The 24,228-nt window shown below is 42.8% G+C and carries 13 protein-coding genes and 9 tRNA genes; 15 read left to right on the forward strand and 7 right to left on the reverse strand.

All coding sequences use genetic code 11. The features are described from left to right. The first annotated feature begins 278 nt into the window (after window positions 1-278). Entirely contained in the window at window positions 279-1,145 is an 867-nt protein-coding gene (locus tag AC5JMF_RS16970; protein WP_495796915.1) for a hypothetical protein, read from the forward strand. Window positions 1,146-1,200: 55 nt separating this feature from the next. Here the strand turns inward: AC5JMF_RS16970 and AC5JMF_RS16975 are convergent, their stop codons facing one another. Further along, window positions 1,201-2,859, reverse strand: a complete 1,659-nt coding sequence (locus tag AC5JMF_RS16975) for a dipeptide ABC transporter ATP-binding protein (protein ID WP_495796903.1) — start codon at window positions 2,857-2,859, stop codon at window positions 1,201-1,203. Between the two features lie 406 nt (window positions 2,860-3,265). Next, window positions 3,266-3,616 (reverse strand): heterocyst frequency control protein PatD, encoded by a 351-nt coding sequence (gene patD / locus AC5JMF_RS16980; protein ID WP_495796904.1) that lies wholly within the window; start codon window positions 3,614-3,616, stop codon window positions 3,266-3,268. Window positions 3,617-3,907: 291 nt separating this feature from the next. Between patD and AC5JMF_RS16985 the strand changes: the two genes are divergently transcribed. From AC5JMF_RS16985 to AC5JMF_RS16995, 3 genes are all read left to right on the forward strand, one after another. Then, on the forward strand, window positions 3,908-6,160 hold the full coding sequence (locus AC5JMF_RS16985; RefSeq protein ID WP_495796905.1) for a RelA/SpoT family protein: 2,253 nt from the start codon (window positions 3,908-3,910) through the stop codon (window positions 6,158-6,160). Between the two features lie 240 nt (window positions 6,161-6,400). Beyond that, window positions 6,401-8,605, forward strand: a complete 2,205-nt coding sequence (locus AC5JMF_RS16990; protein WP_495796906.1) for a CHAT domain-containing protein — start codon at window positions 6,401-6,403, stop codon at window positions 8,603-8,605. Between the two features lie 243 nt (window positions 8,606-8,848). Continuing rightward, a complete protein-coding gene (locus AC5JMF_RS16995; RefSeq protein ID WP_495796907.1) occupies window positions 8,849-10,477 on the forward strand; it encodes a hypothetical protein in 1,629 nt (542 codons plus the stop codon). 4 nt (window positions 10,478-10,481) lie between these two features. On the opposite strand, the gene AC5JMF_RS17000 is transcribed toward AC5JMF_RS16995, so the two are convergent. Together AC5JMF_RS17000 and AC5JMF_RS17005 are read right to left on the reverse strand one after the other, a co-directional pair. Then, window positions 10,482-11,150, reverse strand: coding sequence for a hypothetical protein (locus tag AC5JMF_RS17000; RefSeq protein ID WP_495796908.1), 669 nt, complete (start codon window positions 11,148-11,150; stop codon window positions 10,482-10,484). 267 nt (window positions 11,151-11,417) lie between these two features. Further along, complete coding sequence (locus AC5JMF_RS17005) at window positions 11,418-14,441, reverse strand: nSTAND1 domain-containing NTPase (RefSeq protein ID WP_495796909.1); 3,024 nt, start codon at window positions 14,439-14,441, stop codon at window positions 11,418-11,420. A 551-nt stretch (window positions 14,442-14,992) separates the two neighbouring features. Here AC5JMF_RS17005 and AC5JMF_RS17010 point away from each other — a divergent pair. From AC5JMF_RS17010 to AC5JMF_RS17055, 10 genes are all read left to right on the forward strand, one after another. After that, window positions 14,993-15,067 (forward strand) — tRNA-Asp (locus tag AC5JMF_RS17010). Between the two features lie 86 nt (window positions 15,068-15,153). Beyond that, window positions 15,154-15,234, forward strand: a tRNA-Tyr gene (locus tag AC5JMF_RS17015). Window position 15,235: 1 nt separating this feature from the next. Then, a tRNA-Met gene (locus AC5JMF_RS17020) sits at window positions 15,236-15,307 on the forward strand. Between the two features lie 5 nt (window positions 15,308-15,312). Beyond that, window positions 15,313-15,402 (forward strand) — tRNA-Ser (locus AC5JMF_RS17025). A gap of 4 nt (window positions 15,403-15,406) precedes the next feature. After that, window positions 15,407-15,481, forward strand: a tRNA-Arg gene (locus AC5JMF_RS17030). A gap of 6 nt (window positions 15,482-15,487) precedes the next feature. Next, window positions 15,488-15,561, forward strand: a tRNA-Phe gene (locus tag AC5JMF_RS17035). A 9-nt stretch (window positions 15,562-15,570) separates the two neighbouring features. Continuing rightward, window positions 15,571-15,645 (forward strand) — tRNA-Asn (locus AC5JMF_RS17040). 10 nt (window positions 15,646-15,655) lie between these two features. Beyond that, a tRNA-Gln gene (locus tag AC5JMF_RS17045) sits at window positions 15,656-15,758 on the forward strand. Window positions 15,759-15,763: 5 nt separating this feature from the next. After that, window positions 15,764-15,839 (forward strand) — tRNA-Gln (locus AC5JMF_RS17050). 142 nt (window positions 15,840-15,981) lie between these two features. Beyond that, window positions 15,982-16,893, forward strand: a complete 912-nt coding sequence (locus AC5JMF_RS17055) for a pyridoxamine 5'-phosphate oxidase family protein (RefSeq protein ID WP_495796910.1) — start codon at window positions 15,982-15,984, stop codon at window positions 16,891-16,893. 174 nt (window positions 16,894-17,067) lie between these two features. Here the strand turns inward: AC5JMF_RS17055 and AC5JMF_RS17060 are convergent, their stop codons facing one another. From AC5JMF_RS17060 to AC5JMF_RS17070, 3 genes are all read right to left on the reverse strand, one after another. Next, window positions 17,068-17,643 (reverse strand): Uma2 family endonuclease, encoded by a 576-nt coding sequence (locus AC5JMF_RS17060; RefSeq protein ID WP_495796911.1) that lies wholly within the window; start codon window positions 17,641-17,643, stop codon window positions 17,068-17,070. 244 nt (window positions 17,644-17,887) lie between these two features. Beyond that, the gene (locus AC5JMF_RS17065) at window positions 17,888-18,463 is read right to left on the reverse strand and encodes a Uma2 family endonuclease (RefSeq protein ID WP_495796912.1); all 576 of its coding nucleotides are present in this window, start codon (window positions 18,461-18,463) and stop codon (window positions 17,888-17,890) included. Between the two features lie 135 nt (window positions 18,464-18,598). Next, entirely contained in the window at window positions 18,599-22,579 is a 3,981-nt protein-coding gene (locus AC5JMF_RS17070) for a magnesium chelatase subunit H (protein ID WP_495796913.1), read from the reverse strand. Window positions 22,580-22,831: 252 nt separating this feature from the next. Between AC5JMF_RS17070 and AC5JMF_RS17075 the strand changes: the two genes are divergently transcribed. Further along, on the forward strand, window positions 22,832-24,079 hold the full coding sequence (locus tag AC5JMF_RS17075; RefSeq protein WP_495796914.1) for a glycosyltransferase family protein: 1,248 nt from the start codon (window positions 22,832-22,834) through the stop codon (window positions 24,077-24,079). The last annotated feature ends 149 nt before the right edge of the window (window positions 24,080-24,228 follow it).

Consider the following 24,228-nt stretch of genomic DNA (forward strand, 5'->3'; position numbering starts at 1 on the left):
TATTTTTAGTCCGTTTCAACGGACTTTTGCTATTAGGCAGAGACTTGAGTCTCTAACGGTTCAAGTATTTTTGCAAGAAGTCTAATTTCTAGAGATTGCATATCTATAGCTGAGGATAGAGGGTGATCCTATAATATCTACTTATGATTAAAGTAGTTATGAACTTCTTACTAGAGAGCTAAGTAAAATTTAAGACTTTAATGATTATGGCTTTTCACCTAGAAAAAAATAATATTTCTACACCCACAAATCAAGATAATATATCTACTTCTGTAGATATGGCTATTTTTATAGATAAATTAAAAAATGGTGTTTGGCTATTTGGTATTCCGTCTTGGCTTTTCGGTTTAACAGATAGAAGTATAGCTGCATTTGCTGATGGCTATTTCTCTGCTGTTGAAGTTTTTCAGTTATTTACAGCTTTCTTCTTTTTTGTGAGTTGGTTATATTTAAAACCAGGTGAGAGTTTTAGTAGCAGTGATTTAGAACCTAGCCAATATCAAGAATATTTATATCGTACTCAAGCTGACAAGCTGAGGCTCAAAAAGCGTCATATGATTAGCCAAGAGTACATTTTACCTTTTCCTTATCTCTGTCAAATTTATCATCTATTGAACTTAAAGCATTTAGAAAGTGTTCACAGTTTTAGTTTAAATAATTTGAAAATTTTGGGTATTAGTCATTTTCAGCAAACAAGCACAGGTGGAACAATCAAATTTCAAACAATTTTAGACTCTCCAATTAACCCTCTGAGAATATGGAGACAGCCGATTGTTGAGGTCGATTTAATATTACATACACCCTATGCTGTTGAGTTGAGTATTCCTGTATATGATAATAAAAAAATAATTGTTATTTTTCATGCATTTCCATTAAATGAGACTGAGCATCAGCTTTTTATAGATATTTATAGTGATTTAGATTGGCCAAAGCCATTACTACAAATTATTTTACATTTTGCTTCTTGCTTAACACTATTTGAGGATTTACCGTATTTACGCACCTTAACCGATAGAAATATAGAGCGTATTTTTAGTATAAGTAAAATTTCCAGTCACGAAACTATGTTACTCTTTCAAAGATTTGTTGAGTTATATGGAAGCAAAGAAGGAGCTAAGTTAATAGCAGGAAAAGAAGAAAATTAGGAGAGCCAAAATTTTTGGTTCATAACTTAATTACTCCTAAGCCTAAGTATTATTTTTAGGCACGTGCTAGTAAGGGAGCAGCAGCTAGTAATGTTTTAGTGTAAGGGTGTTGAGGATTGGCAAAAATCTGTTTGGTTGGGCCAAGTTCGACAATTTTCCCCCCATTCATTACAGCAATACGATCGCATAAAAATCGTGCTAACCAAAGATCATGAGTGATAAAGAGATACGTTAACTCAAACTCTTCCTTTAATTGCAACATTAAATCTAGTACTTGCGATTGCACACTGGCATCTAACATACTCACAGGTTCATCGCAGATTAACAGTTTAGGACGAGTAATCAAAGCACGAGCGATCGCTACTCTTTGCTGCTGTCCACCAGACAAATCTGAGGGATAACGCTGATAATACACTTGTGTGGGTGTTAATCCCACTTTCTCGAGCATCCACAAAACTTGTTCTTTTGCCTTTGTAGCATCAGCAAGATGATGGATAAATAAAGGATCAGCGATACTTTGTCCCACTGTCATCGCTGGATTGAGACAAGCATGAGGATCTTGAAATATCATCTGCATTTGTCGCCGTGAAGAACGAATTTCTTGGCGTGAGAGCTTAGTTAAATCCCGTCCTAAAAATTCGACTTTGCCACTAGTGGGATGAATTAATTGCAATATTGTACGTGAAAGCGTGCTTTTACCGCAGCCTGATTCACCGACTAAACCAAGAATTTCTCCTGAGTACAACTCCAGGTTAATGCTATCCACTGCTTTAATTGTCTGAGTTTCCCTTTGAAATAATCGCTCAACAAAGTTTGGTTCTATTGTGTAATATTGCTTGAGTTCCGTAACGCGTAAAATTGGGGATTGGGAAGAAATTTCCCCAGTACCCAATCCCCAGTCCCCAGTCCCTATTTCATCTACAGCTTGAATATGCAAAGCTGCTTGTAAGAGCGATCGCGTATATTGATGCTGGGGTTCTCTAAATACAGATGCTGTATCGCCCATTTCTACCATCTTGCCGTTATACATCACACCAATGCGATCGCAATACTCCCCAACCATTGCCAAATCGTGAGAAATCAGCAATAATGCCATGTTTTCCTCACTACATAGGCGTGTTAATTCTTGTAAAATTTGGGCGGAAACAGTAACATCTAAGCTTGTTGTAGGTTCATCGGCAACAATTAACTTCGGATTGAGAAGTAAAGCCAAAGCGATGGCTACCCTCTGTCGCATTCCACCGCTAAACTCGTGAGGATACTGATTCCAGCGGTTAGCAGGAATATTCACCTTTTCTAAGGTAGCAAGTGCTTTTTCTTTAGCTTGTCGTGCTGATAACTCTGGTGAGTGTGCTTTTAATGTTTCAATGCAGTGATTACCAATAGTCATCAGTGGATCAAGACGTGTCATCGGATCTTGAAAAATCAGCGCTACCGCTTCCCCGCGAAATTTCCGCAACTGGTTGGGCGTCAAATCAAATACCGATTGCCCTTGAAACGTTACTCGTCCCTCAATTTGACTAGATGACGGCAGCAAGCGCATTACCGCACGTCCCAAAGTTGACTTACCACAACCCGACTCTCCCACCAAACCCATTCTTTCACCGGGTTGCAAAGTGAAAGACACATCATCAACTGCCCAGTTTAATTTCTCTTCATTACCTTGAGGATAGGCAACTCGCAGATTTTCGACACAAAATAAGGCTTTATTCATAGTTATTTATTAGCCCTGAGCTATTAGCTACCAGCTTTGATATTTCAAATTTAGGCTAGTTTATCAAATTAGCAAAAGGTGTACCATGGTGCATCTCCACACACCCTTTGCCTACAAAATAGCACAGGTGTAGATTGCTTCGACTCCGCTCAGCAACCTACACCCCACACCCCACACCCTACACTCACAAGGGTAAGTTTTTCACATTCAATCCGAAAAAGCCTATTTCTTCGTTCAAAAATCTTTTCCCTCGTCTCCGCGTCGATCAAAGCGCAAAATATTAAAAACCTACACCTGTCAGCACACCCCACTCCTTACCGCTTTAAACTTGTTACCAAAATAGCTGTCCACGACAAGACATAGATGAGATGATGGAATAACTATAACAAAAGGTGAACAATTGTTATTATTCCCCCGCAACATGTTGTTGCAAGATAGCATCACAGTATTGCATGAGAGTTGTCAGGCGATCGCCAATTGTCTGAAGTCTTGCCTGGGCAGTAGATACCTGTCGTGCCCCTTGGAAAAACATCACATCTATTTCCAGCAAACGCAGTTGCTTGCTGATTTCCGTCCGCAAAGACTGTACCCGCGAGTTTTCCTCAGCCAAAGGTGCAATCTGCTGCCCAAACAACTGCTGCAAAGCGGCTACACGCTGTCGCAATTCAGGCGCATTGGGTTCAGTAACAGTGGCATCAGCATGTAATTCTGTTAGCAGAGTTGCTAGTGCCTGATATTTGTCATGATTTAGAGACATCCAGTGCTAGTTGAGATAGTATTAATGTCAAGCAATTTTTCTTATACAATAAACTTTTCTAAGCTACTGTTAGCATTAAAAGCCTCAAATCATGCTTTGAGGCTTTGTTTGCTTAAATGAGTTTCAAGTATATGATCCTTGAAACTCGCAGTGGATGATTATTATAAGCAATAAGAGAATCATCCTTACACTGTTCTTCCTAGTCTCTAGACAACGGCATCTTTTCCCAGTGATGCTGTTAGCTTTGTTCATCTCTCACTCAATCTACCGATCACCCCAAGCCCCAATTGTATGAGCAGCATAGCTATAAATTCATCAATTGATCTCTCCCTTCCGGATTGGCTCAAAAAATGTTTGAAGGGAATACCAGCAAATAGCGGCGAAGCAGACGACGAACGAAGGCATAGTGATACAGCCTTGATTTGTCGGGCTTTTGAATTTGCTTATCACTTGCATCAGGGTCAATTTCGCAAATCGGGAGAACCCTACATCTATCATCCCGTTGCCGTGGCTGGATTGCTGCGTGACTTGGGGGGTAGTCCTGCCATGATAGCAGCTGGATTTCTCCATGATGTAGTTGAAGATACAGACATTACCATTGAAGAAATAGAAGAACGCTTTGGGCCAGAAGTACGGCAATTGGTGGAAGGTGTCACCAAATTGTCTAAAATCAACTTCACAAGCAAAACCGAGAGTCAAGCAGAAAACTTCCGACGCATGTTTTTGGCGATGGCGCAAGACATCCGGGTGATTGTGGTGAAATTGGCAGACCGTTTGCATAATATGCGAACCTTACAATACATGTCAGAAGCCAGCCGTCGCCGCAGCGCCCAAGAAACAAGAGATATTTTTGCTCCTCTGGCCAATCGCTTGGGTATCTGGCGCATCAAGTGGGAACTTGAGGATTTAGCCTTTAAGTATCTAGAACCAGAGGCTTTTCGTCAAATGCAGCAGCATGTTTCGGAAAAAAGGACAGCCAGAGAAGAGAAATTAGCCAAAGCTACAGAAATTTTACAAGAGCGATTGCAGCAAGCGGGAATCCGCTGTTTGGATATTAGTGGGCGTCCCAAGCACCTTTATAGCATCTATCAGAAAATGCAGCGACAGCAAAAAGAATTTCATGAAATTTACGATTTGGCAGCGCTGCGGATTATTGTTCAAACCAATGAAGAATGCTATCGTGCTTTGGCGGTAGTTCACGATGCTTTTCGTCCAATTCCAGGTAGATTTAAAGATTACATTGGACTGCCCAAGCCCAACCGTTACCAATCGTTGCATACTGGCGTGATTGGCTTGACTGGTCGCCCCCTGGAAGTACAAATTCGCACAATGGAAATGCATCATGTCGCCGAGTATGGAATTGCTGCTCACTGGAAGTATAAAGAAACAGGCGGTTCTAGCAGTAGCCATTTAACAGGGGCAGATGAGAAATTTACCTGGTTACGCCAACTATTGGAATGGCAAAGCGACTTAAAAGACGCGCAAGAATATCTCGATAGCGTCAAAGACAATTTATTTGAAGATGATGTCTATGTCTTCACCCCTAAGGGGGATGTTGTACCCTTAAGCCCTGGTTCTACTAGTGTGGATTTTGCTTATCGGATTCATACAGAAGTAGGAAACCATTGTGCAGGGGCGCGGGTGAATGGGAGAATGGTACCCCTATCAACGCGGCTGCAAAATGGCGATATCGTTGATATTATTACCCAAAAGAATAGCCACCCAAGTTTAGATTGGTTGAATTTCGTCAGGACTTCGGCAGCGAAGTATCGCATTAAGCAATGGTACAAGCGATCGCGCCGTGAAGAAAATGTTGCCCGTGGCAGAGAATTATTAGAAAAAGAACTCGGTAAAACTGGTTTTGACAGCCTACTGAAATCAGAAGCGATGCAAAGCGTAGCCGAGAAGTGTAACTACCATAGCGTCGAAGATTTACTAGCAGGTTTGGGTTACGGTGAAATTACGCTCAACCTAGTGCTAAATCGTTGGCGTGAAGTAGTCAAAGCACAACAACCAGTCACGATTGCACCCCCGTTTCTTCCCAAAGAGTCAACAGCTACAACAAAAACTCCTGTTCGTTCTACTGATTCACCAATTGTTGGGGTGGAAGGATTGGTGTATTATCTGGCTGGCTGTTGTAATCCTCTTCCCGGTGAACCAATTATCGGTGTTGTTACTAGAGGTAGAGGTATCTCCATTCACCGCCAAGGCTGTCATAATCTAGAAAACGTCGAGTATGAGCGCTTAGTACCTGTTGGTTGGAATCCAGCAGTCGAAAATAGTAGTCGTCCTCAAACTTACGCTGTGAATATTCAAATTGAGGCCCTTGACCGCGTGGGAGTGTTGAAGGATATTTTATCGCGTTTAAGTGACCAAGGGATCAATGTGCGCCATGCCCAAGTGAAAACCGCTACTGGACAACCAGCCTTAATGGACTTGGGAATAGACATCCGCGATCGCACTCAGCTAGAACAAGTCTTTACTCAAATAAAAAAAATGAGTGACATTTTAAATATACGCCGCGTTGGTCAAATAGATGAGTAGTTTGTTGACGCTCTTTAGGCTGATCTTGACTCTATGAAATCACTTGCACTAGCAGGTTTGCACCTACTCGAATAGAGGTGTCTTGTCCCCAAGCGTTGCTCGGATGTAGTCCGAAAGTTCCGGTATGCCCTACGGTACTCAATCCTCGACTTAGGATATTTCTAGCTGCGTTGTGGTTGCGGTCTAGAACGCATCCACATTGACACACATTCGATAAAGTATTACCAAACCCTGAGTTTAATGAATTCTTTCGTTAACACAACTCTACTAGCTCTGTTACTCGCACTCAAAGAACTAGAAATTCCTTTGAACGCAGACGAACAAGCACTGCTGCAAGACATCGGACAACAACTTGATATAGATCCTGATGACTGGGAGTTTATTGAAGCCGAATTAATTGCCATAATTCAGGCAAATTCCGCCTTAAATCAGATTTATCAGTCTAACAAAGCGAAATTAGCTGCTTTAGATGGACGAATTCCTCAAGAATTGTTACCCAGCCTAGCCGACTTAGAGAAAGAATTATTCAAACAGACAAAAGCAATTATCACCTTTGACGGTCAAACTAGGGGTAAACCAGCCAATCAACAAAACCCGGTAATTAACCTTACCAGTTCCATCTTGCTTACTGACAACCAAGCTCAAACTATTAAGCGGCTACCTTTTATACAAGAAATATCAGATTATGTAGAAAATTATCGTTACTTTAACACTTACTTTGCAAATCCTCACGCTTGTACAACAATTCCACCTAGCGAACCTCTAATTCACGGGCAGACTTATTTCTTGTTTACAGACATCAGCCCAGAACGAAAAGGAATAGACCACGAGCCGATTCCCTTTCCAGAGCAAGCTTTGGCTCAGGTTTGGAATGACTCGGAATCCTTACCAGTTGATGTAGTTGTTGCTTCCAAGGATTTCAATATTGATACAACTGTCAAAAAACTCACTCTACCCCGCACTGGTGCTTCAGTGAGTGTACAGTTCACCGTTAAACCTAACTTATTTGAAGGTCGAGGCTACATTCAGGTAGACTTGTTATATCGTGGATATCTGCTTCAATCTAAGCAACTAACAGTTCTCGTTATCCCTGTCGCAGGGGCCGAAATCCCGGAGTTGCTGCGCCCACCTCAAACCGCTCGCATTACCTTTACTACCACCGACTTGTTGACTCATAAAAAACTAGCACTGCTGCCTGAGCGATTCTTAACTGTAGATGTACAAGTTGATACACGAGATGGTAGCACTGATCTACGCTTTCTGGATAGGACACAGGGCAACCAAGAATTAGTAACTTATAGTACAAATTTACAATCTGGGTTAGGAAATGCGATCGCCAGAGTGCGGCAAAAATTACACTCCATGTCTGCGACAAAAGAGGGTTATCAATTTAAAACCCAAGGCGATATGCAGCTTTTAAATACTTGGCTACCCCAGTTAGCCGATGCTGGACGTTCTTTATATCGCTTACTGCTGCCTGAAAACAAAGCTAGTTTACCATTAGGTGAAGATAGAGGCGAAAAATTACGCGCCGCCTTGAAACCTGATAGCGTTATCCAAGTTAACCCAATGAAACCAATTTTAGGATTGGGAAAGGTCACAATTCCTTGGGCGTTATTATACGAGCGTCAGGTAAAGACTAGTAAAGAGATTCATGTCTGCGAAGAATTTCTCAATCACGACATCGACTGTACTGGTTGCCCTTTTCAAGATAATTACAAGTTTGTCTGTCCTCATGCTTTTTGGGGCTATCGCTATGCGATTGAGCAACTTCCGGCTTGGACAAGTGGAGAACTGCCTCAAACACCTACCCTGGTATGGCAAATTGCCAACAATCAACCTTTGTATATCAATTTAAATGTCTGGCGAAATTTTCGGTTTTGGAAAAATCACAAGTCTAAAATCGAACAACTCGGCTCAGTTAAAATGCTAGTAGCTGAAGAAATTAACGACCTCGAAATAATTTGGGCAAACCACAGTTCTGACTTAGATATTGTCTACTTTTATTGTCACGGTGGCATAGATGAAACCGAACAGCAGCCTTATTTGGAACTAAGTGATGACAAAATTTCGAGTAACTTTCTCGAAGCCTGCGAGATCAACTGGCAGCATCGTCCTTTAGTCTTACTCAACGGCTGCGCCACTGGAGATTACGGGCCAGATAGTTACATCAGTTTAATTGATGACTTTCGTGTAGCTGGTGCTAGCGGTGTCATTGGTACAGAATGCCCTGTACCAGAATTATTTGCAGAACTTTATGCTTTTACCTTGCTAGAGCGAGTATTTCGTGGAGAACCTTTAGGACAAGCTATGCTGACAGTGCGGCGAGAAATGCTTCAGCAAAAACTCAATCCTTTGGGTTTAGTGTATTCATTGTATGCTCCTTATGAGATTGCTTTAGCTCGTGCGATCGCACAGCCTGCCATAGGCATCGCCCATAATTAGGAGGCTTTTAAGAAACACAGGGAGTAGGGAGATGAGGGGGATGCACTTCGACTTCGCTCAGTGACCAGGGAATGAGGGAGAAATTTTCTCCGCGTCTCCGCGTCCCCGCGTCTCCGTGTCTCCCCGTCCCCGCGTCTCCGCGTCTCCGCGTCTCCCCGTCCCCGCGTCCCCCCGTCCCCCCGTCTCCGCGTCCATCAAAACGCCAAATATTAAAAACCTACACCCCTATTTATTGACCTACTCATGAAACGCTGGATTACTACTGCACTCTTGATTTTACTCGTTTGTCCTGCTTCTGCTATTGCTCAAGCTAACGTCAAAATTGAAGTCGATGCCAAAGACAAGCCTTTGGAAATTAAAGGTTGGCTGGGGGAGGAGAATAGTTTAATTAGCAACATCCGCCTAACAGCTGCCAAAGAGGACATCACAGCTTGGATATTCTTACCCTCAGACTTGAAGCGCCAAGAAGGAGATGAGATAATTGGTCGCCAGCAGGTAGAGTTAATCGGTGAACGCAAGCTAGAAGCAGGATTACCAAAAGATTTCCAGGTAAAACTCAATGATGTAAAGCTACCAGGAACTTACAAAGGACAGATAGAAATATTTTTACCTAAGCAAAAGCGGTCTGAGGCATTAGTAATTCCGCTAACAGTGAAAGCAAAAGCTAGACCCGCATTAGTTGTCAAAGATTCAGAACCAGTACAGTTGCAATTAGTTCGATGCAATTGGGACTGTGGTTTGGCGCATCTATTACTTCCAGACGGCGCTTTCCAGAGTCGGCGGCTAATTTATCTAGATAACCCCAACCAAGCCACTATATCTCTCACCAATGCGGTGGTAATTTTACAAGGAAAGCTAACTAACTATCAAATTACTCAAACCGAGCTAGAATACCCACCAAATCGCCAATTAGCTGCTAATGCCATCATTAGTTTGCCTTTAAAGTGGGAGCGATCGCAAATTCCCCCCGACCGATATACCGGAGCAATTTACCTAACAATGGAGGGTAGAGAGGGAAGACTGGCAATTCCTGTGGATTTAAGTATGCGGACTGGCCCAGCGATGCCAATTTTTGTTTTATTGGTGGGTATTGTGTTGGGTAGGTTGTTCAAGTACATGCAAGAGAAAGGAATTCCCCAAGCGGATGCTTTGGCAAAAATCTACGAAACAGAAAACATGATTACTCAAGTTGACCAACAAGACCAAGAAATTCTCACTCCAATGGTCAACAAAGTCCGCAATTCTGTTACTCAAATGGATTTAGAAACGGTTAACGCAGATTTAGCGAAAATTAAAGCGCGACGCAACTGTTTAGATAGTCTGCGAAAAATCGAACAGCAGTTAGAAGGTATGGAACAAGACCCTGATATAGGTGGCGAAACTGGGTTATTAGCCAAAATTAATGAAGCGCGAAAGTGGATTAAATTTGAGAACGATGACAAAGCCAAAGAATTGCTGCAACAAATACAGGATAGTGTTGCCAAACTTAACAATGTCATGATGGGAGCAGAACAACAACTCGATCCTATTTTGACAATAGCTGCAAATAAAGCAGCTACGGCAATATCGACTGCTGTTGAGCAAAATCAATCAGCTATCTTTGCGTGGTTGCGACGGCTTTTGATAGTAATAGCGGGAGTATCTGATGAGTTGCGAGCAGAAGCAACATTTTGGGTTGTGCGACCACTGTTATCTTTAACATTGTTAGTAGGATTATCGTTAGTGGGGATACGCGCTTTATATGTAGAAAAGGGGATAACTTTTGGTGCTAACCCCTTTTCTGATTATTTAGAATTGATCCTCTGGGGATTGAGTGCAGATGTTGCTAGTCGGAGTTTAAGTAATTTGGCAAGCCAAGAAAATCAAAACTAATAATTTAATTAACCACCCAATCTCCTCTAACTATATAACTAGTACCAGGTACACCTTGTACCATCAACTTAAAGTACTTATTTTGATTTTCTCTATGGCGTAAAACTTCAGGTCTGGCAGTTGAAACTGGAATTTTTTTAACGAATTGCCAATTCCCCTGACCTGTTGTTGATTTATATAATGAGAAATTAGCACTCCCTCTCTGAACAGTAATAGTAGCTCCAACCTCAGTCAGTGGACTTGTGATATAAACTTCTGTTGATGAACTTGTTAAAGGTACGGCTTGTAAATTACCATTTTCTAATACTCTCCAAATTCTATCTGGCAATATATTTTCAAATACAAAGTTAAGTTTGCGTCCTGGCTCAAGGTTGGTTATAGTCAGCGGATCGATAGAAATATCTAAAGGTTGAATGATATTTTCTAGATTTTCATCTTCAGAAGAAATATCTGTTTCTAAAGGTGAATCTAGCGGATTTTCTGCTTCGGGTATCGAACTTTCATCTGTAGATATATTTAAGGATATAGATAAATTCTTAGTACGTTCCTCTATTTCATTTTTGCTGTTACCATAAGCTTTGATCAACAGCTTATGTCCTTGATTATTATATATGGCAGTACTCTCGTATCGAGTAATAGGTTTTGAGAATTCTAATTTTTTTAGCTCAGACACCTTGGTTTTGCTCCTGATATTTTAAGCTGATAAAACTGAAGTGAAACCCAACATCAATATCCATGTTGGGTTTCGTGACTCAAACGCCACTTCACTCAAGTCGAGCCAGCCGCTTGCGGGGGTTCCCCCCGTTGTGCGAACTGGCGTGGGAAACCCGCCCACGTGAGTGGCTCCCCAACCTACAATTTTTATTGCATCGTTTTAGCTGTGTCGTTCCACGTTCCCTCCCTAAGCAAGTAATTTCCGAAATCAAAGCAGATGGCTATATTATTTAGCACAACGTATACCCAGATCTTGATGATGAAAAGAGCTGGGAGTTTGCAAACGTAGGGTGACGCGCTCAATTTTTGACATCCAACCTCCCCCTCTAGTAATTAGAGGCCGGTTTGATTGAATTGAGTCTTTTGAACTTTTCCAAACCAATCCCAAATCGTAGTTTTTGTAGGATGGCTGATCATAGGATGCAGTCCATTCCCAAACATTACCAATTAAGTTATAAATTTCTCCTTCTTTACTTCTCCCTTGTTTATAAGCATCTACAACTGCAAAACTTTTTGGGGATTTTCCAGAAATATTGGCAAAATTAGCTACTGGAGTTTTGTTACCCCATGGCCACGGCTCGCCTTGAGAACCACGTGCAGCCCTTTCCCATTCAAGTTCTGTAGGCAATCGCATACCTAACCACTCACAGTAAGTAGCTGCATGAAAAGCTGTAACTTCTACTACTGGATATCGATCGAATTTGCGATCGCTAAATAGACTAGGATTAACTGGCCGATCGCAATGTCTAGCTTGTACACAAAGTCGATACAAACGATTAGACACTTCAAACTTTTGGATTTGAAAAGCGGAAAGCTCAAAAGAGCGTTGGGGTTTTTCGTTACTATATGCATTGGATTCATCTGTGCCAATGGTGGCTTTACCTTGGCTGATGGATACCATCTCAGTTTGTCTAATCGCAATCTGACGCAATCCCTCTCGGTAAACTAATGAACCAATAGTACCCATAGCGATCGCACCGAGTACAAAAGCTAGCCATTGCCAACCGCGTCGTGCTTGTTTCTCTCGTTGTAATTCTCGCTTTTGAGCTTGCCGTTCTTGTTCTAGTGCTTGCTTTTCTAACTGTTCGAGTTCAGCAGCTATGCAATCGCGCTCTTTCTGACTCGCCTGTATTAACTCGTAACTCAAACTTGATAGTGGTAAAGTAGCAAACTGCTCTTGCAAAAATTTCTCGGCTTCTGCTAATCTCAACCCTGTGAGCAAGTAATCAACAGACTTACTTTTATCTTCCCATTCTTCGGCTACTGCCTGAATTCTGCGCTCAGTCCTAATCGCCTCCCGATTATTATCCAGTAACTCTCGCAACCTTGACCAATGGCGAATCAAGGCTTCATGAGCCACATCCACTACTGCCACTTTCTGCTCACCTCTGCGTTGTTCGCTAGTGACGATTAACTTGGACTGTGCCAGTTTTTGAATTACTTGCTCTACCAGTGCAGATTTACCCAAAGCAACTAAATCTCGTTGCGGCACTTGCTTGCGTGTGTCTGGTGTTCCTTCCCCTAACTGAGTCAAATTAATAAAAATCAAATCTGCTATTTGTTGTTCTTCAGCCGATAGCTGTTTGTAAGTTTGTTGTGCCAAATTTTCTAAGGTTTTTCGGACTCCGCCTAATTGCTGATAACTGTCTAGCTTCAACCAATTTAATGTCTGCCGTTGCCAAAGCTGTTCTAAAGTATATGACAACAAAGGCAACATTCCCGGTTCAGGTTCTTGTGTGGGTTGTTCGACTGCAACACCCAAGTCTTGGAGAATAGTATTGATTAAATTTTCTTCTACCTTCCGCCCTAGTTTAATTGCAGGTTCTCGGATTGCCTGCTGCAACTCTTCTAAAGACATAGGAGTTACCATCACTAAATTGGCTTGAATCAATTCAGTCAGCTCATGATACGCAGCACACTTACCCAAGAAATCATCACGCATGGCAAATATAATGCAGAGTTGCTCTTGTGCTTGTTTGAGCGCCCCCAATAAAATAGCAATAAACTGCTGTCGGTCAATTTGGCTTTGACAAATGGTAAAAATCTCTTCAAACTGATCAATAATTAGTAGGGCGCGGGGCGATCGCGATGCTTTAATTAATCGTGCCAGCCCTGTTGCTCCAGAGGCGATCGCTTCTTGTGCTATTTTTAGCTGTTCTGCACGCTGGATATCTGTAGCATCCTCATCCAGAAAGACCGTTGCCAAACTTACTAGAGGTTGCTCGCTTGGGGTAAAAATCCGAATTTTCCATTGCTCTGTTCCTGGTAATCTACGCTGTTGCTGTAACTGGTACATCAACCCCGCCCGCAACAAGGAAGATTTACCACTCCCTGACACTCCTAATACTGCCAGAAAATTTCCCTTACCCACTTGAAGACTTTGAATCAGCTTTTGGGTTAATGCTTCGCGCCCATAAAAATAACCAGCATCTGCAACGTCAAAGAAACGTAACCCTTTGTAAGGACAAACTTCATCTGGGATATGGATGAGAATATCTTCTCGTTCACCAGTCAGCATAATTTCTCGGTTGGGATTATACCATATCGGCTGTTGGGGAATATCCTTGAGGGTTTGGGCAATATACTCAATCAATTTGTCATTGTTAACTAAACCATCTGGCTGTCGTCTGGGGTCAAGTCCTTGCCAAAGTGCATGAGAAAATACCCCATGCTTTCCATCAATATCTTCTTGTGCAGGTTCAAATTCTCTCGATGCCGCAATTAAAAACCGCGTCTGTTCCTGAAGCGATGTTCCCAAATCTGCTTGGGTAAAATTGAATAGTTCTCCGCTGTAGCAGCAGTCCAACCAGACGATTTGCTGCTTGACGGGACTTTTTTGTAATAGTTCTCGCAACCATCGCAAGGAAACACCCCACAAATTTTTTCGGGGATCAACATCGCTGGTAGCTAAAAAACCTTCAGTGACTCCACCGCGATTTTTGCGTAAACCATGGCCGATAAAATATAACAGGGCTGTTTCTGGAATATTTTTTCCTACAGGATTGAATAACTGAACGATCGCATCTTCCAAAGTATCAAACTTGACCAAACCATCAAACATGACTCGACGCTGTTGATGCTGAATTGTTTCTGGTAGTCGCCGCACGCGAAAATCGCCATACTCTTCTAAACGTTGCGCGATCGCTTCGGCATCGTTAGCAGGGGTAAGAAGATGTTTTGCTTTGCTTGTTGGAGTCTCTTTTAAGAAAGGATACTGATTGATTCCCACTACTAACGCATCTCGATTCATTACCTTGAGATTTACTTGATTGAAAAAGTGGATAAATACTTACTACAGTTGTAGTATCGTATTAGTTAGTCTTGATTACAAATACTACAAGGTTCAATGATACACAAATTTTCCTCAACTACTAGTAGCGTGAACCATTGCCGACCTTGCCAGAGTTGGATAGTGCGATCGCGTTCCGAGAAGCCACAAGCGTCTACGCGCTATTTGCATTTGAGGGAATATGTCGGTTATTAGGTGGTAAATCTACATCAAGGTAAGTAAAACAGTAAATTACCTCACCCCCGCCTCTATCACCAGGAGCGGGGGTTATTTTTTGAGGAGTAAATCAACTTATGGGATTTTACTCAGCGCTGCCGAATCCAAAGCCAGTTAGAGAGGTCAATACAGCCATTAAATAACACTGCCCTCTCATTTTAAAAAAAATTTGTAGTATGCCCTTGACACATTTGTAGTATTTATGTAGTATATATGTAGTGAAGCACTAGAGCCTCTCCAAAAGGCATAGCGCAACACCTCAGAACCATGAAAATTAAATAATTATCATCTAATGTGGGGGTGTAGCTCAGTTGGTTAAGAGCGCCTGCCTGTCGAGCAGGAAGCCACGAGTTCAAATCTCGTCATCCCCGCCTAGCAGCCTTGTGGACGAGTAGATAAGTCGCTTTGATTCTCAGTCAAAGAGAAGCGGGTGCAAATCCCGTCGAGGCTTCTATTTGGGTTGGCTCGCCTATTGGTGTGGGCAGCGCTCTGTAAAAGCGTCCTTTGTTGGTTGCAGGTTCAATTCCTGCCCAACCCATAGCGGGATAGAGTAGTGGTGACTCACAGGTCTCATAAGCCTGTCTAGGAAGGTTCGATTCCTTCTCCCGCATCTGTTGGAGAGGTGGCTGAGCGGCTCAAGGCGTCCTCCTGCTAAGAGGAAACGGGTTTTTAAAGCCCGTCGCAGGTTCAAATCCTGTCCTCTCCGTTCTGAGAACGTGGTGTAACTGGATGAACACATTGGTCTACGAAACCGAAAAGTGGGGGTTCAAGTCCCTCCGTTCTCACCTTATCCCCTAGTAGCTCAGTTGGTAGTAGCGCCTGTTTGAAAAACAGGAGGTCATCTGTTCAATTCAGATCTGGGGGACTGGCACATTGTCCCATAGCTCAATGGCAGAGCGAGCGGCTGTTAACCGCGAGGTTGTAGGTTCAAGTCCTACTGGGGCAGCCATTTATTTCATTGCCGAGTAGACGAATTGGTAGAGTCATCTGTCTCTGAAACAGGAGTTTGTAGGTATCCTGCGCTAAGCCGCTCCGCGTCTACAAACCCTACCTCGGCAGCCAATCATTGCCCTGTGGTGTAACTGGCAACATCCCTACCTTTGAAGTAGAAGATTCCAGGTTCAAACCCTGGCAGGGCAGCCAATATACTCCTGTAGCCCAGCGTCGCGTCATTATTAGTTTCAAATTTGGGTGTTCCATGCTAATTCTGGCGATCGCTTTGGTAGCATATAGTCAAATACCCATGAGTAATAGAACCTGCCTTTCTTAACTACTAATTATTAAAATGTCTTTTCATTCTGGCGAAATTAGAGTGCAAATCCAAGCGGGTGTGCGAGAAGAGGCTCAAAGTTTGGGTAGTGTTATCACCAGTAACATCAAGCCATCTGCTCAGGAATTTCTTCGCACGCAGCAATTAGCAGTTTCTAGCACAGTTGATACAAACAATAGGGTTTGGGCATCTTTATTAACAGGAAAACCAGGCTTTTTGCAAGTTTTAAACATGCAAACGATACAGATTCATGCTACTCTTATCCAAACCGACCCACTGTACCAAAACTTGTACAGTAATAATGATATTGGCTTATTAGTAATTGATTTGGCAAACCGCAAGCGTGTGCGTTTAAATGGTCAAGCAGAAGTACATCAAGAGACTATAAAAGTACAAATTCAGCAGGCGTTTTTTAACTGTCCTAAATATATTCAGGTACGTCACATCCAAAAAACTGTAACTGATTTACAAGAGGAACCTGAAGCTTGTGTTAGAGATGATTTGAGCGAGGCAAATCAACTTTGGATAACCCAAGCCGACACTTTTTTCATCGCCAGCTACTATCAAGAAGGCGGTGCCGATGCTTCTCATCGAGGAGGATTTCCGGGGTTTGTGCAAGTTGTGAATAGTAATAAGCTTGTGTTTCCCGATTACTCTGGTAATAATCTGTTTCAGACCTTTGGTAACTTAATTATGAATCCCAATTCAGGTTTATTATTTATCGATTTTGCACAAGGTCACACATTGCAATTAAGTGGTCAAGCAAAGATAATTTGGGATCTAGATAGATTAATTGAGTTTGCTGGGGCGCAACGTTTAGTAGAGTTTGATATTGAGCAGGTGTTGGAAATTAGAAATGCTACCTCTCTATGTTGGCGATTTGGAGAATATTCCCCTGTGAATCCTTACATAGAAATTAAGTCGTAACTGTCCGTGGGCGATCGCTTGTTGTAGATATTAAAGTTAATTTTGGTAATCATCAAATTATGAGAAAGCAGTTGCAGCAAATTAATCACTATCAATGGCAACTAGAAATACTCCAAAATAAACTGTATGAGATACTTAGATATACCAATCAAAAAAATAATTTACGAGTTATCATTACCAAATTTTTTCTAAATTCAAAACAAAACCATTTAAAACATCTTCCCCTGATAACGTCGCTGGCGAATCTAAAACCTCAACCTCTTGACTTTGGCGATAAATCTCCACTTGGCGGGATTTGCGGTTAATTAACCAACCTAAACGCACACCATTATCTAAATATTCTTTCATCTTTTCTTGAGTGGCGCTCAAACTATCGCTTGGAGAAAGTAACTCAATTACAAAATCAGGACAAATAGGAGGAAACTTTTCTTTTTGTTCTTCAGTTAAAGTATTCCATTTTGACAACTTGATCCAAGCAGCATCGGGGGAACGATCTGCACCATTAGGTAATTTAAAGCAAGTAGAAGAGTCAAAGACAATGCCAGTCTTATCTTGATCTGACCAATTAAATAACTGTTGATTTAATCTACCATTGCGATTTCCGGTTTCTCCTCCAGTGGGTGGCATGATAATTAATTCTCCCGTTGCAGTGCGCTCAAATTTCAAATCGCGGTTTGCCTGACACAGATTAAAAAACTGCTCATCTGTGAGTTCCAATACTGGTTTTAGGTTTACAGTTAAAGCATCCATGGTAAGCTAAAAAACATCTAAATTACATAATCAAATTAAATAAAACTCTTGTGGGATGGGCATCTTGCCCGCCCTAATTATGCAAGTTATATATGGAACAGCTTAATAGCAGTCCCAAAAGCGATCGCTAATTATATGATTGTACTTTAGGCGTAGCGGCTGTCGTTAGGCGATCGCTTTTTGTGATTGACTTAGTAACTTTAGATCAGCGCACTGGAAACGTGATTATTCTGGCAAAAGATCATTACCAAATCGCTGTTAAATTCAAAACAAAACCATTTAAAACATCTTCCCCTGATAACGTCGCTGGCGAATCTAAAACCTCAACCTCTTGACTTTGGCGATAAATCTCCACTTGGCGGGATTTGCGGTTAATTAACCAACCTAAACGCACACCATTATCTAAATATTCTTTCATCTTTTCTTGAGTGGCGCTCAAACTATCGCTTGGAGAAAGTAACTCAATTACAAAATCAGGACAAATAGGAGGAAACTTTTCTTTTTGTTCTTCAGTTAAAGTATTCCATTTTGACAACTTGATCCAAGCAGCATCGGGGGAACGATCTGCACCATTAGGTAATTTAAAGCAAGTAGAAGAGTCAAAGACAATGCCAGTCTTATCTTGATCTGACCAATTAAATAACTGTTGATTTAATCTACCATTGCGATTTCCGGTTTCTCCTCCAGTGGGTGGCATGATAATTAATTCTCCCGTTGCAGTGCGCTCAAATTTCAAATCGCGGTTTGCCTGACACAGATTAAAAAACTGCTCATCTGTGAGTTCCAATACTGGTTTTAGGTTTACAGTTAAAGCATCCATGGTAATAGCAGTCCCAAAAGCGATCGCTAATTATATGATTGCACTTTAGGCGTAGAGGCGTAGCGGCTGTCGTTAGGCGATCGCCTGTTGTGTAATTTAAAAATTAAGGCAGGCATAACGCCTGCCCATGTAATCCTACTCAATCCCCTCAATTCGGTCTTCAACTTCTTGGTATAACTCGCGCAGCAAGTCTAAATTACTCTCGCTAGTTTCCCAATAACCGCGTCCATTCACTTCCAATAAAGTTGATACAACTTTGCGGAAAGAATGAGGATTCAGATTCATCAATCGCTGACGCATTGCTTCATCTTTGATGAATGTTTCGTTAGTATCCTCGTAAATCCAGTTATCCACAGCGCCAGCTGTCGCACTCCAACCCATAGTATTTACTAACCGCTTGGAGAGTTCGCGGACACCTTCGTAACCGTGAGATAACATCCCCTCATACCATTTGGGGTTTAATAATTTGGTACGGGCATCTAAGCGCACGGTTTCTGATAATGTCCGTACTTGGGCGTTAGCTGTGGTGGTATCTGCGATGTAAGAGGCTGGTGTTCTACCATCACCACGCAGACTTGCTACTAGCTTGGTGGGATCTGAGTCGAAGTAATGGGAAACATCCGTTAAACTAATCTCCGAAGAATCCAAATTTTGGAAGGTGGCATCAGCAGTTTTTAAGGTGCTTTCAAAAATCTGCCGGGACTCGTCCATCATACCGGGGTTATCGGAATTGAAGGCGAAGGATTTCCGCTTCAAGTACATTTCCTGTAACTCAGCTTCGCTATCCCAAGTACTGTTTTCTACTGCCAAGTTGATATTTGACGAGTAGGAACCAGAAGCATTGGAGAAGACGCGCGTAGCTGCTTGACGCAAATTGATCCCCAGTTCTTCGGCTTGCTGCAAGGCATGTTTGCGAACAAAGTTCATTTCTAAGGGTTCATCCGTCTCAGCTGCCATTTTTACTGCTTGGTCTAGCAGGTTCATTTGGTTGATGAACAAGTCACGGAATACACCAGAACAGTTGATGACTACATCAATTCTGGGGCGTCCTAACTCTGCTAAGGGTATCAATTCTAACTTGTTTACCCGTCCCAAAGCATCGGGAACCGGACGCACGCCTACCATCCACATAATTTGTGCTAGGGATTCACCGTAAGTTTTGATGTTATCGGTGCCCCAGAGGACGCAGGCGATGGTTTCGGGCCATTTTCCACCGTTTTCCGCCTTGTTACGCGCCAAAAGCCTATCTACGACGATTTTGGCTGATTGGACGGCGGCGGTTGTAGGAATGGATTGGGGATCGAGGGCATGGATATTTTTACCTGTGGGTAAGACATCCGGGTTACGGATGGGATCGCCACCGGGCCCAGGTAAGATGTACTCGCCTTCTAAGCCTTTGAGTAATGCACCAAGTTCGTTGTCAGCGCAGACTTGCTGGAGACAGAATTCTAAGTACTCAAATAGGGGCTTGAGGGCTGCTGTGTCAACTTTGGGATACCCTGCTTGCTGCAATGCTTCTACCCAAGGTTCTTTTTTGCCCATGTTAAAGAAGTTCAGCCGAGAAACCAGAGAAACTCGTCCTTCGGCGTCGGTTTGTTCTTTGACAAGGGCGCTAACTGCGGCACGGGTTGCTAAGGTGATGTCTTGCAATAGCTGAACATCTTCTAAAACGCCTTTGTCGCTATTTTGATAAATTTCGTCAACGTTACGTCCAATGCTATTGGCGATAATTCGCGGCAAGCTAAGAATTTCTTCTTCCTGACGGTCTAAGCTAGCGATGTTGACGAGGGTAGCAACAGCTTCCTCTGCACTCGGCGGTTTACCGATGATGTGTAACCCACAAGGTAACAATCTCGATTCAATCTCCATCAACTTGCGGTAGACACTACCAACGATATTGTCTCGCTGTTCGGCATTCAGATCTTTGGCGTCGGTTTCTGGCAAGTCAATATCTTTATCCAAGTTCACCATCCGGCACTTATCCATGATGGTGTTGACAATGGGAACGCCGCGTCCAGTGTCTTTTAAGGTTTGGTAAGAAGCTATTAACTCACTAAGTTCCTTCAAACCTTTGTATAAACCAGCATTTTCCGCTGGGGGCGTCAGGTAGGAAATTGTCTCGGCGTAGCTGCGACGCTTGGCGATTGTGGCTTCGCTGGGGTTATTAGCTGCGTAATAATACAGGTTAGGAATTGTGCCAATTAAGTTATCGGGATAACATTCACCGGACATCCCCATTTGTTTACCGGGCATGAATTCCAAAGAACCGTGAGTCCCAAAGTGCAATACTGCATCAGCTCCCCAAATTTGTTCTAGGTAGGTGTAGTATGCTGCAAAGCCATGGTGGGGGCTAGCAGAACGAGAGAACAATAACCGCATGGGGTCGCCTTCATAACCAAAGGTGGGTTGAACACCGATGAAGACGTTACCAAATTGTTTGCCGTAAATTAAAAGGTTTTGCCCATCGCTGTTGAGGTGTCCGGGAGGTGGCCCCCAGTTCTCTTCTAGGCGTTGAGAGTAGGGTGTGAGTGCCTCATACTCTGGAACTGACATCTTGTAGGCGATGTTGAGTTCAGGGCTACTATACTGTGCTTGGGCGTCGTGGATGACTTCTTGCATCAGCGCCTGGGCTGATTTTGGTAGTTCCGGTACATCGTAGCCGTTGTTTTTTAAAGCTTTCATCACCTCGTAGATGGAACCGAACACATCCAAGTAGGCGGCGGTGCCAACATTACCTTTGTCGGGTGGGAAGCTGAAAACGGTGATGGCAACTTTTTTGTTGAGTTTGGGTTTACGGCGGAGGTTAGCCCATTTTAATGCCCGTTTTGCTACAGCTTCGATGCGGTCTTGCAGGGCGATCGCCTTCCCTGTCGTCCCATCTCTACCTGATAAAATTATCGGTTCAATTGCCCCATCTAATTCGGGAATGGCAATTTGTAGGGCTACTTGAATCGGGTGTAACCCCAAATCGCTATCCATCCACTCTTCTGTGGTTTGGAAGACTAAAGGCAACGCCACCATATAAGGACGATTTAGCCGCTTGAGTGAATCAATCGCTTTGGGATGGTCTTGTCTAGCAGGGCCACCCACCAAAGCAAAGCCAGTCAGCGAAATTACTGCATCAACTAGCGGCTTGTTGGTAGTTGGTTCGTAAAAGTAAGCATCTACAGGCTTAGAAAAATCCAAACCTCCGGCAAACACAGGCAAGACTCGTGCCCCCAGTGCTTCCAATTCCTGCACCATTGCTACATAATGGGCGTCATCACCTGTAACTAAGTGGGTGCGTTGTAATACTAACCCCACACAAGGCGCTAGGAGGTCTTTTAAATCGCTGGAGATATCCTTGCGGGCTGTGTACCAGTTGAGGTATTCTCTCACATCCTCGAACATCTGAGGTGCTAGAGGGTGCCAAATCCCCAAGTCGGGATACACTACTGGCTGTTGATATTCTAGAGACGAGCCTTGGCGTGTCTCCTTAAATACATATTTATCAGCCAGCATCAGCAAGAAGTTTTCCAAATTTTCTGGAGAACCGCCTAGCCAATACTGGAAACTAAGCATAAAATTTCGGGCATCCTGTGCCTTGTCCATAGGCAGAAACTTCAGCACTTGCGGTAGTGTTCGCAGTAACTTCAGCATTCCATCTTGGAATCCCGCGCCGGATTTTTCTTTGCGTTTTCGCATGAACTGCGCGATCGCACTTTTAGATTGACCCAACTGTGCCAGGGAAAAGCTGCCCATTTTGTTTAGGCGCATCACTTCTGGCATCGAGGGAAAGACAACCGCAACATCCAAGCGATCGCGGTGTGGTTCTACAGCTGCTACTACTTTCTGTGCTAAGTCTTCGATGAAAATCAGCGAGGCAATAAATATATTGGCACTCTCCATATCCCGTTTGAACTCCTCATAGTTCTCGGAATCTCGGAGTTCCTCAATCAAGTAACCGCTGATTTCAATCGCTAGGTTAGGGTTACTAGTATTAATTTCCCTCACCGCTTGCGACAATGCACTCTGGTACTGGGACTCAAGCACCACATAGACCACCTTGATGAAATTACGTCCGCGTAAGTTATCAGGCGCAATATGTCTGATGGTGGACTTAACATGGGTGAACATGCTTCCTCGGCTCCTTTGATGCGTGTTCTCTAGTTGCTTTCGATAATCGGCAATATGAGTTTTTTATCAGAAAACGCTTACACAGTGGGGATTTTGTCGCTCATCTGACACAATTCGATATAAAAAATGAAACATTTATTAACAAACTTTGACAACTTATAAAAGTAATAACTCAAGGATATGTAACAAAAAATTAACATTTATCCGTAAGCTACTATTAAATCTTGGCTAATAACCAATAGCAAATGACCAATGAACAAAGTTGATATTTTAATACTCTCCAATGGCCCTGGTGAAGTCACGACCTGGGTGCGTCCAGTGGTCAAGGCATTACGGCAAAAGCTAGGGGATGACCGTTGTGTGGTGAGGATTTCCGTAGTGTTATCACCTTGTCCCAATGCTACCGGGAAAGAAACTGCGATCGCTAGATCTTATCCAGAAGTAGATAGAGTACAGGCAGCAGAACATTTTTGGTCATTTTTGCTTTGGGGTAAAACATTTGAAAATTGGGATTGGAGAAATCATGGTGTAATTGTCTTCTTGGGTGGAGACCAAATTTTTCCCGTGATTATCGGCAAAAAACTAGGCTATCCCACAGTAGTTTATGCCGAATGGGAAGCCCGATGGCACAAATGGATTAATCGTTTTGGGATCATGAAACCCCAGCTAGCCAACCGCGTTCCCCAAAAGTATGCCCACAAATTTACCGTCGTCGGGGATTTAATGCTAGAAGCAGGAAGTCATTCTTCCTCAGCAAATGACCAACAACAAACCGAACTAATTGGTATTTTACCTGGTTCAAAAGCAGCAAAATTAGCCCAGGGAGTTCCATTAACACTAGCCATTGCCGAATATATTCATGCCAAAAGACCCCAAACCAAATTTGTGATTCCCGTCGCCCCAACTTTGGATTTACAAACTTTAGCTAGTTTTGCCAACCCACAGAAAAACCCTTTCGTGCAAACCTTTGGTATCTCTGGTACTTCCTTGCTCACTACTCTCAAATCAGCACTCACAACTCCCAAAGGTTTAACTGTAGAACTATGGCAAGAAACCCCTGCATATGATTTATTATCCCAATGCAGCATCTGCCTGACTACAGTAGGCGCAAACACTGCTGAACTCGGTGCTTTAGGAGTACCGATGATTGTTTTGCTACCAACCCAACAACTTGATGCCATGCGTTCCTGGGATGGCTTACCAGGCATACTAGCTAACTTACCAGGAGTAGGTTCCACCTTTGCAAAACTAATTAACTGGCTAGTATTGAGACGTAAAGGTTTATTGGCATGGCCCAATATCTGGGCACAGCAAGAGATAGTACCAGAACTTGTAGGCAAACTCCAACCACAAGAAGTAGCAGAAATAGTTTTAGACTTTTTGAATCACCCAGAAAAATTAGACCAGATGCGAACCAAACTCAGAAACATTAGAGGAGAATCTGGAGCAGCCGAAAAGTTATCACAACTAGTTGACGAAGAGATAGAAAAACAATTATAGAACTCCTATTTCATTTAGTGAAAAAACTCCGTATACCTTAATAATCTGCTGAATTTGAATATGAAATTTAAAAACTAACTCTTCTCAACTCTTACTCTCTGCGTCTGGTGCGCGGCAGTCGCTACAACGGGGGGAACCCCGACGCGAGT

The sequence above is a fragment of the Desmonostoc vinosum genome (assembly GCF_059505385.1).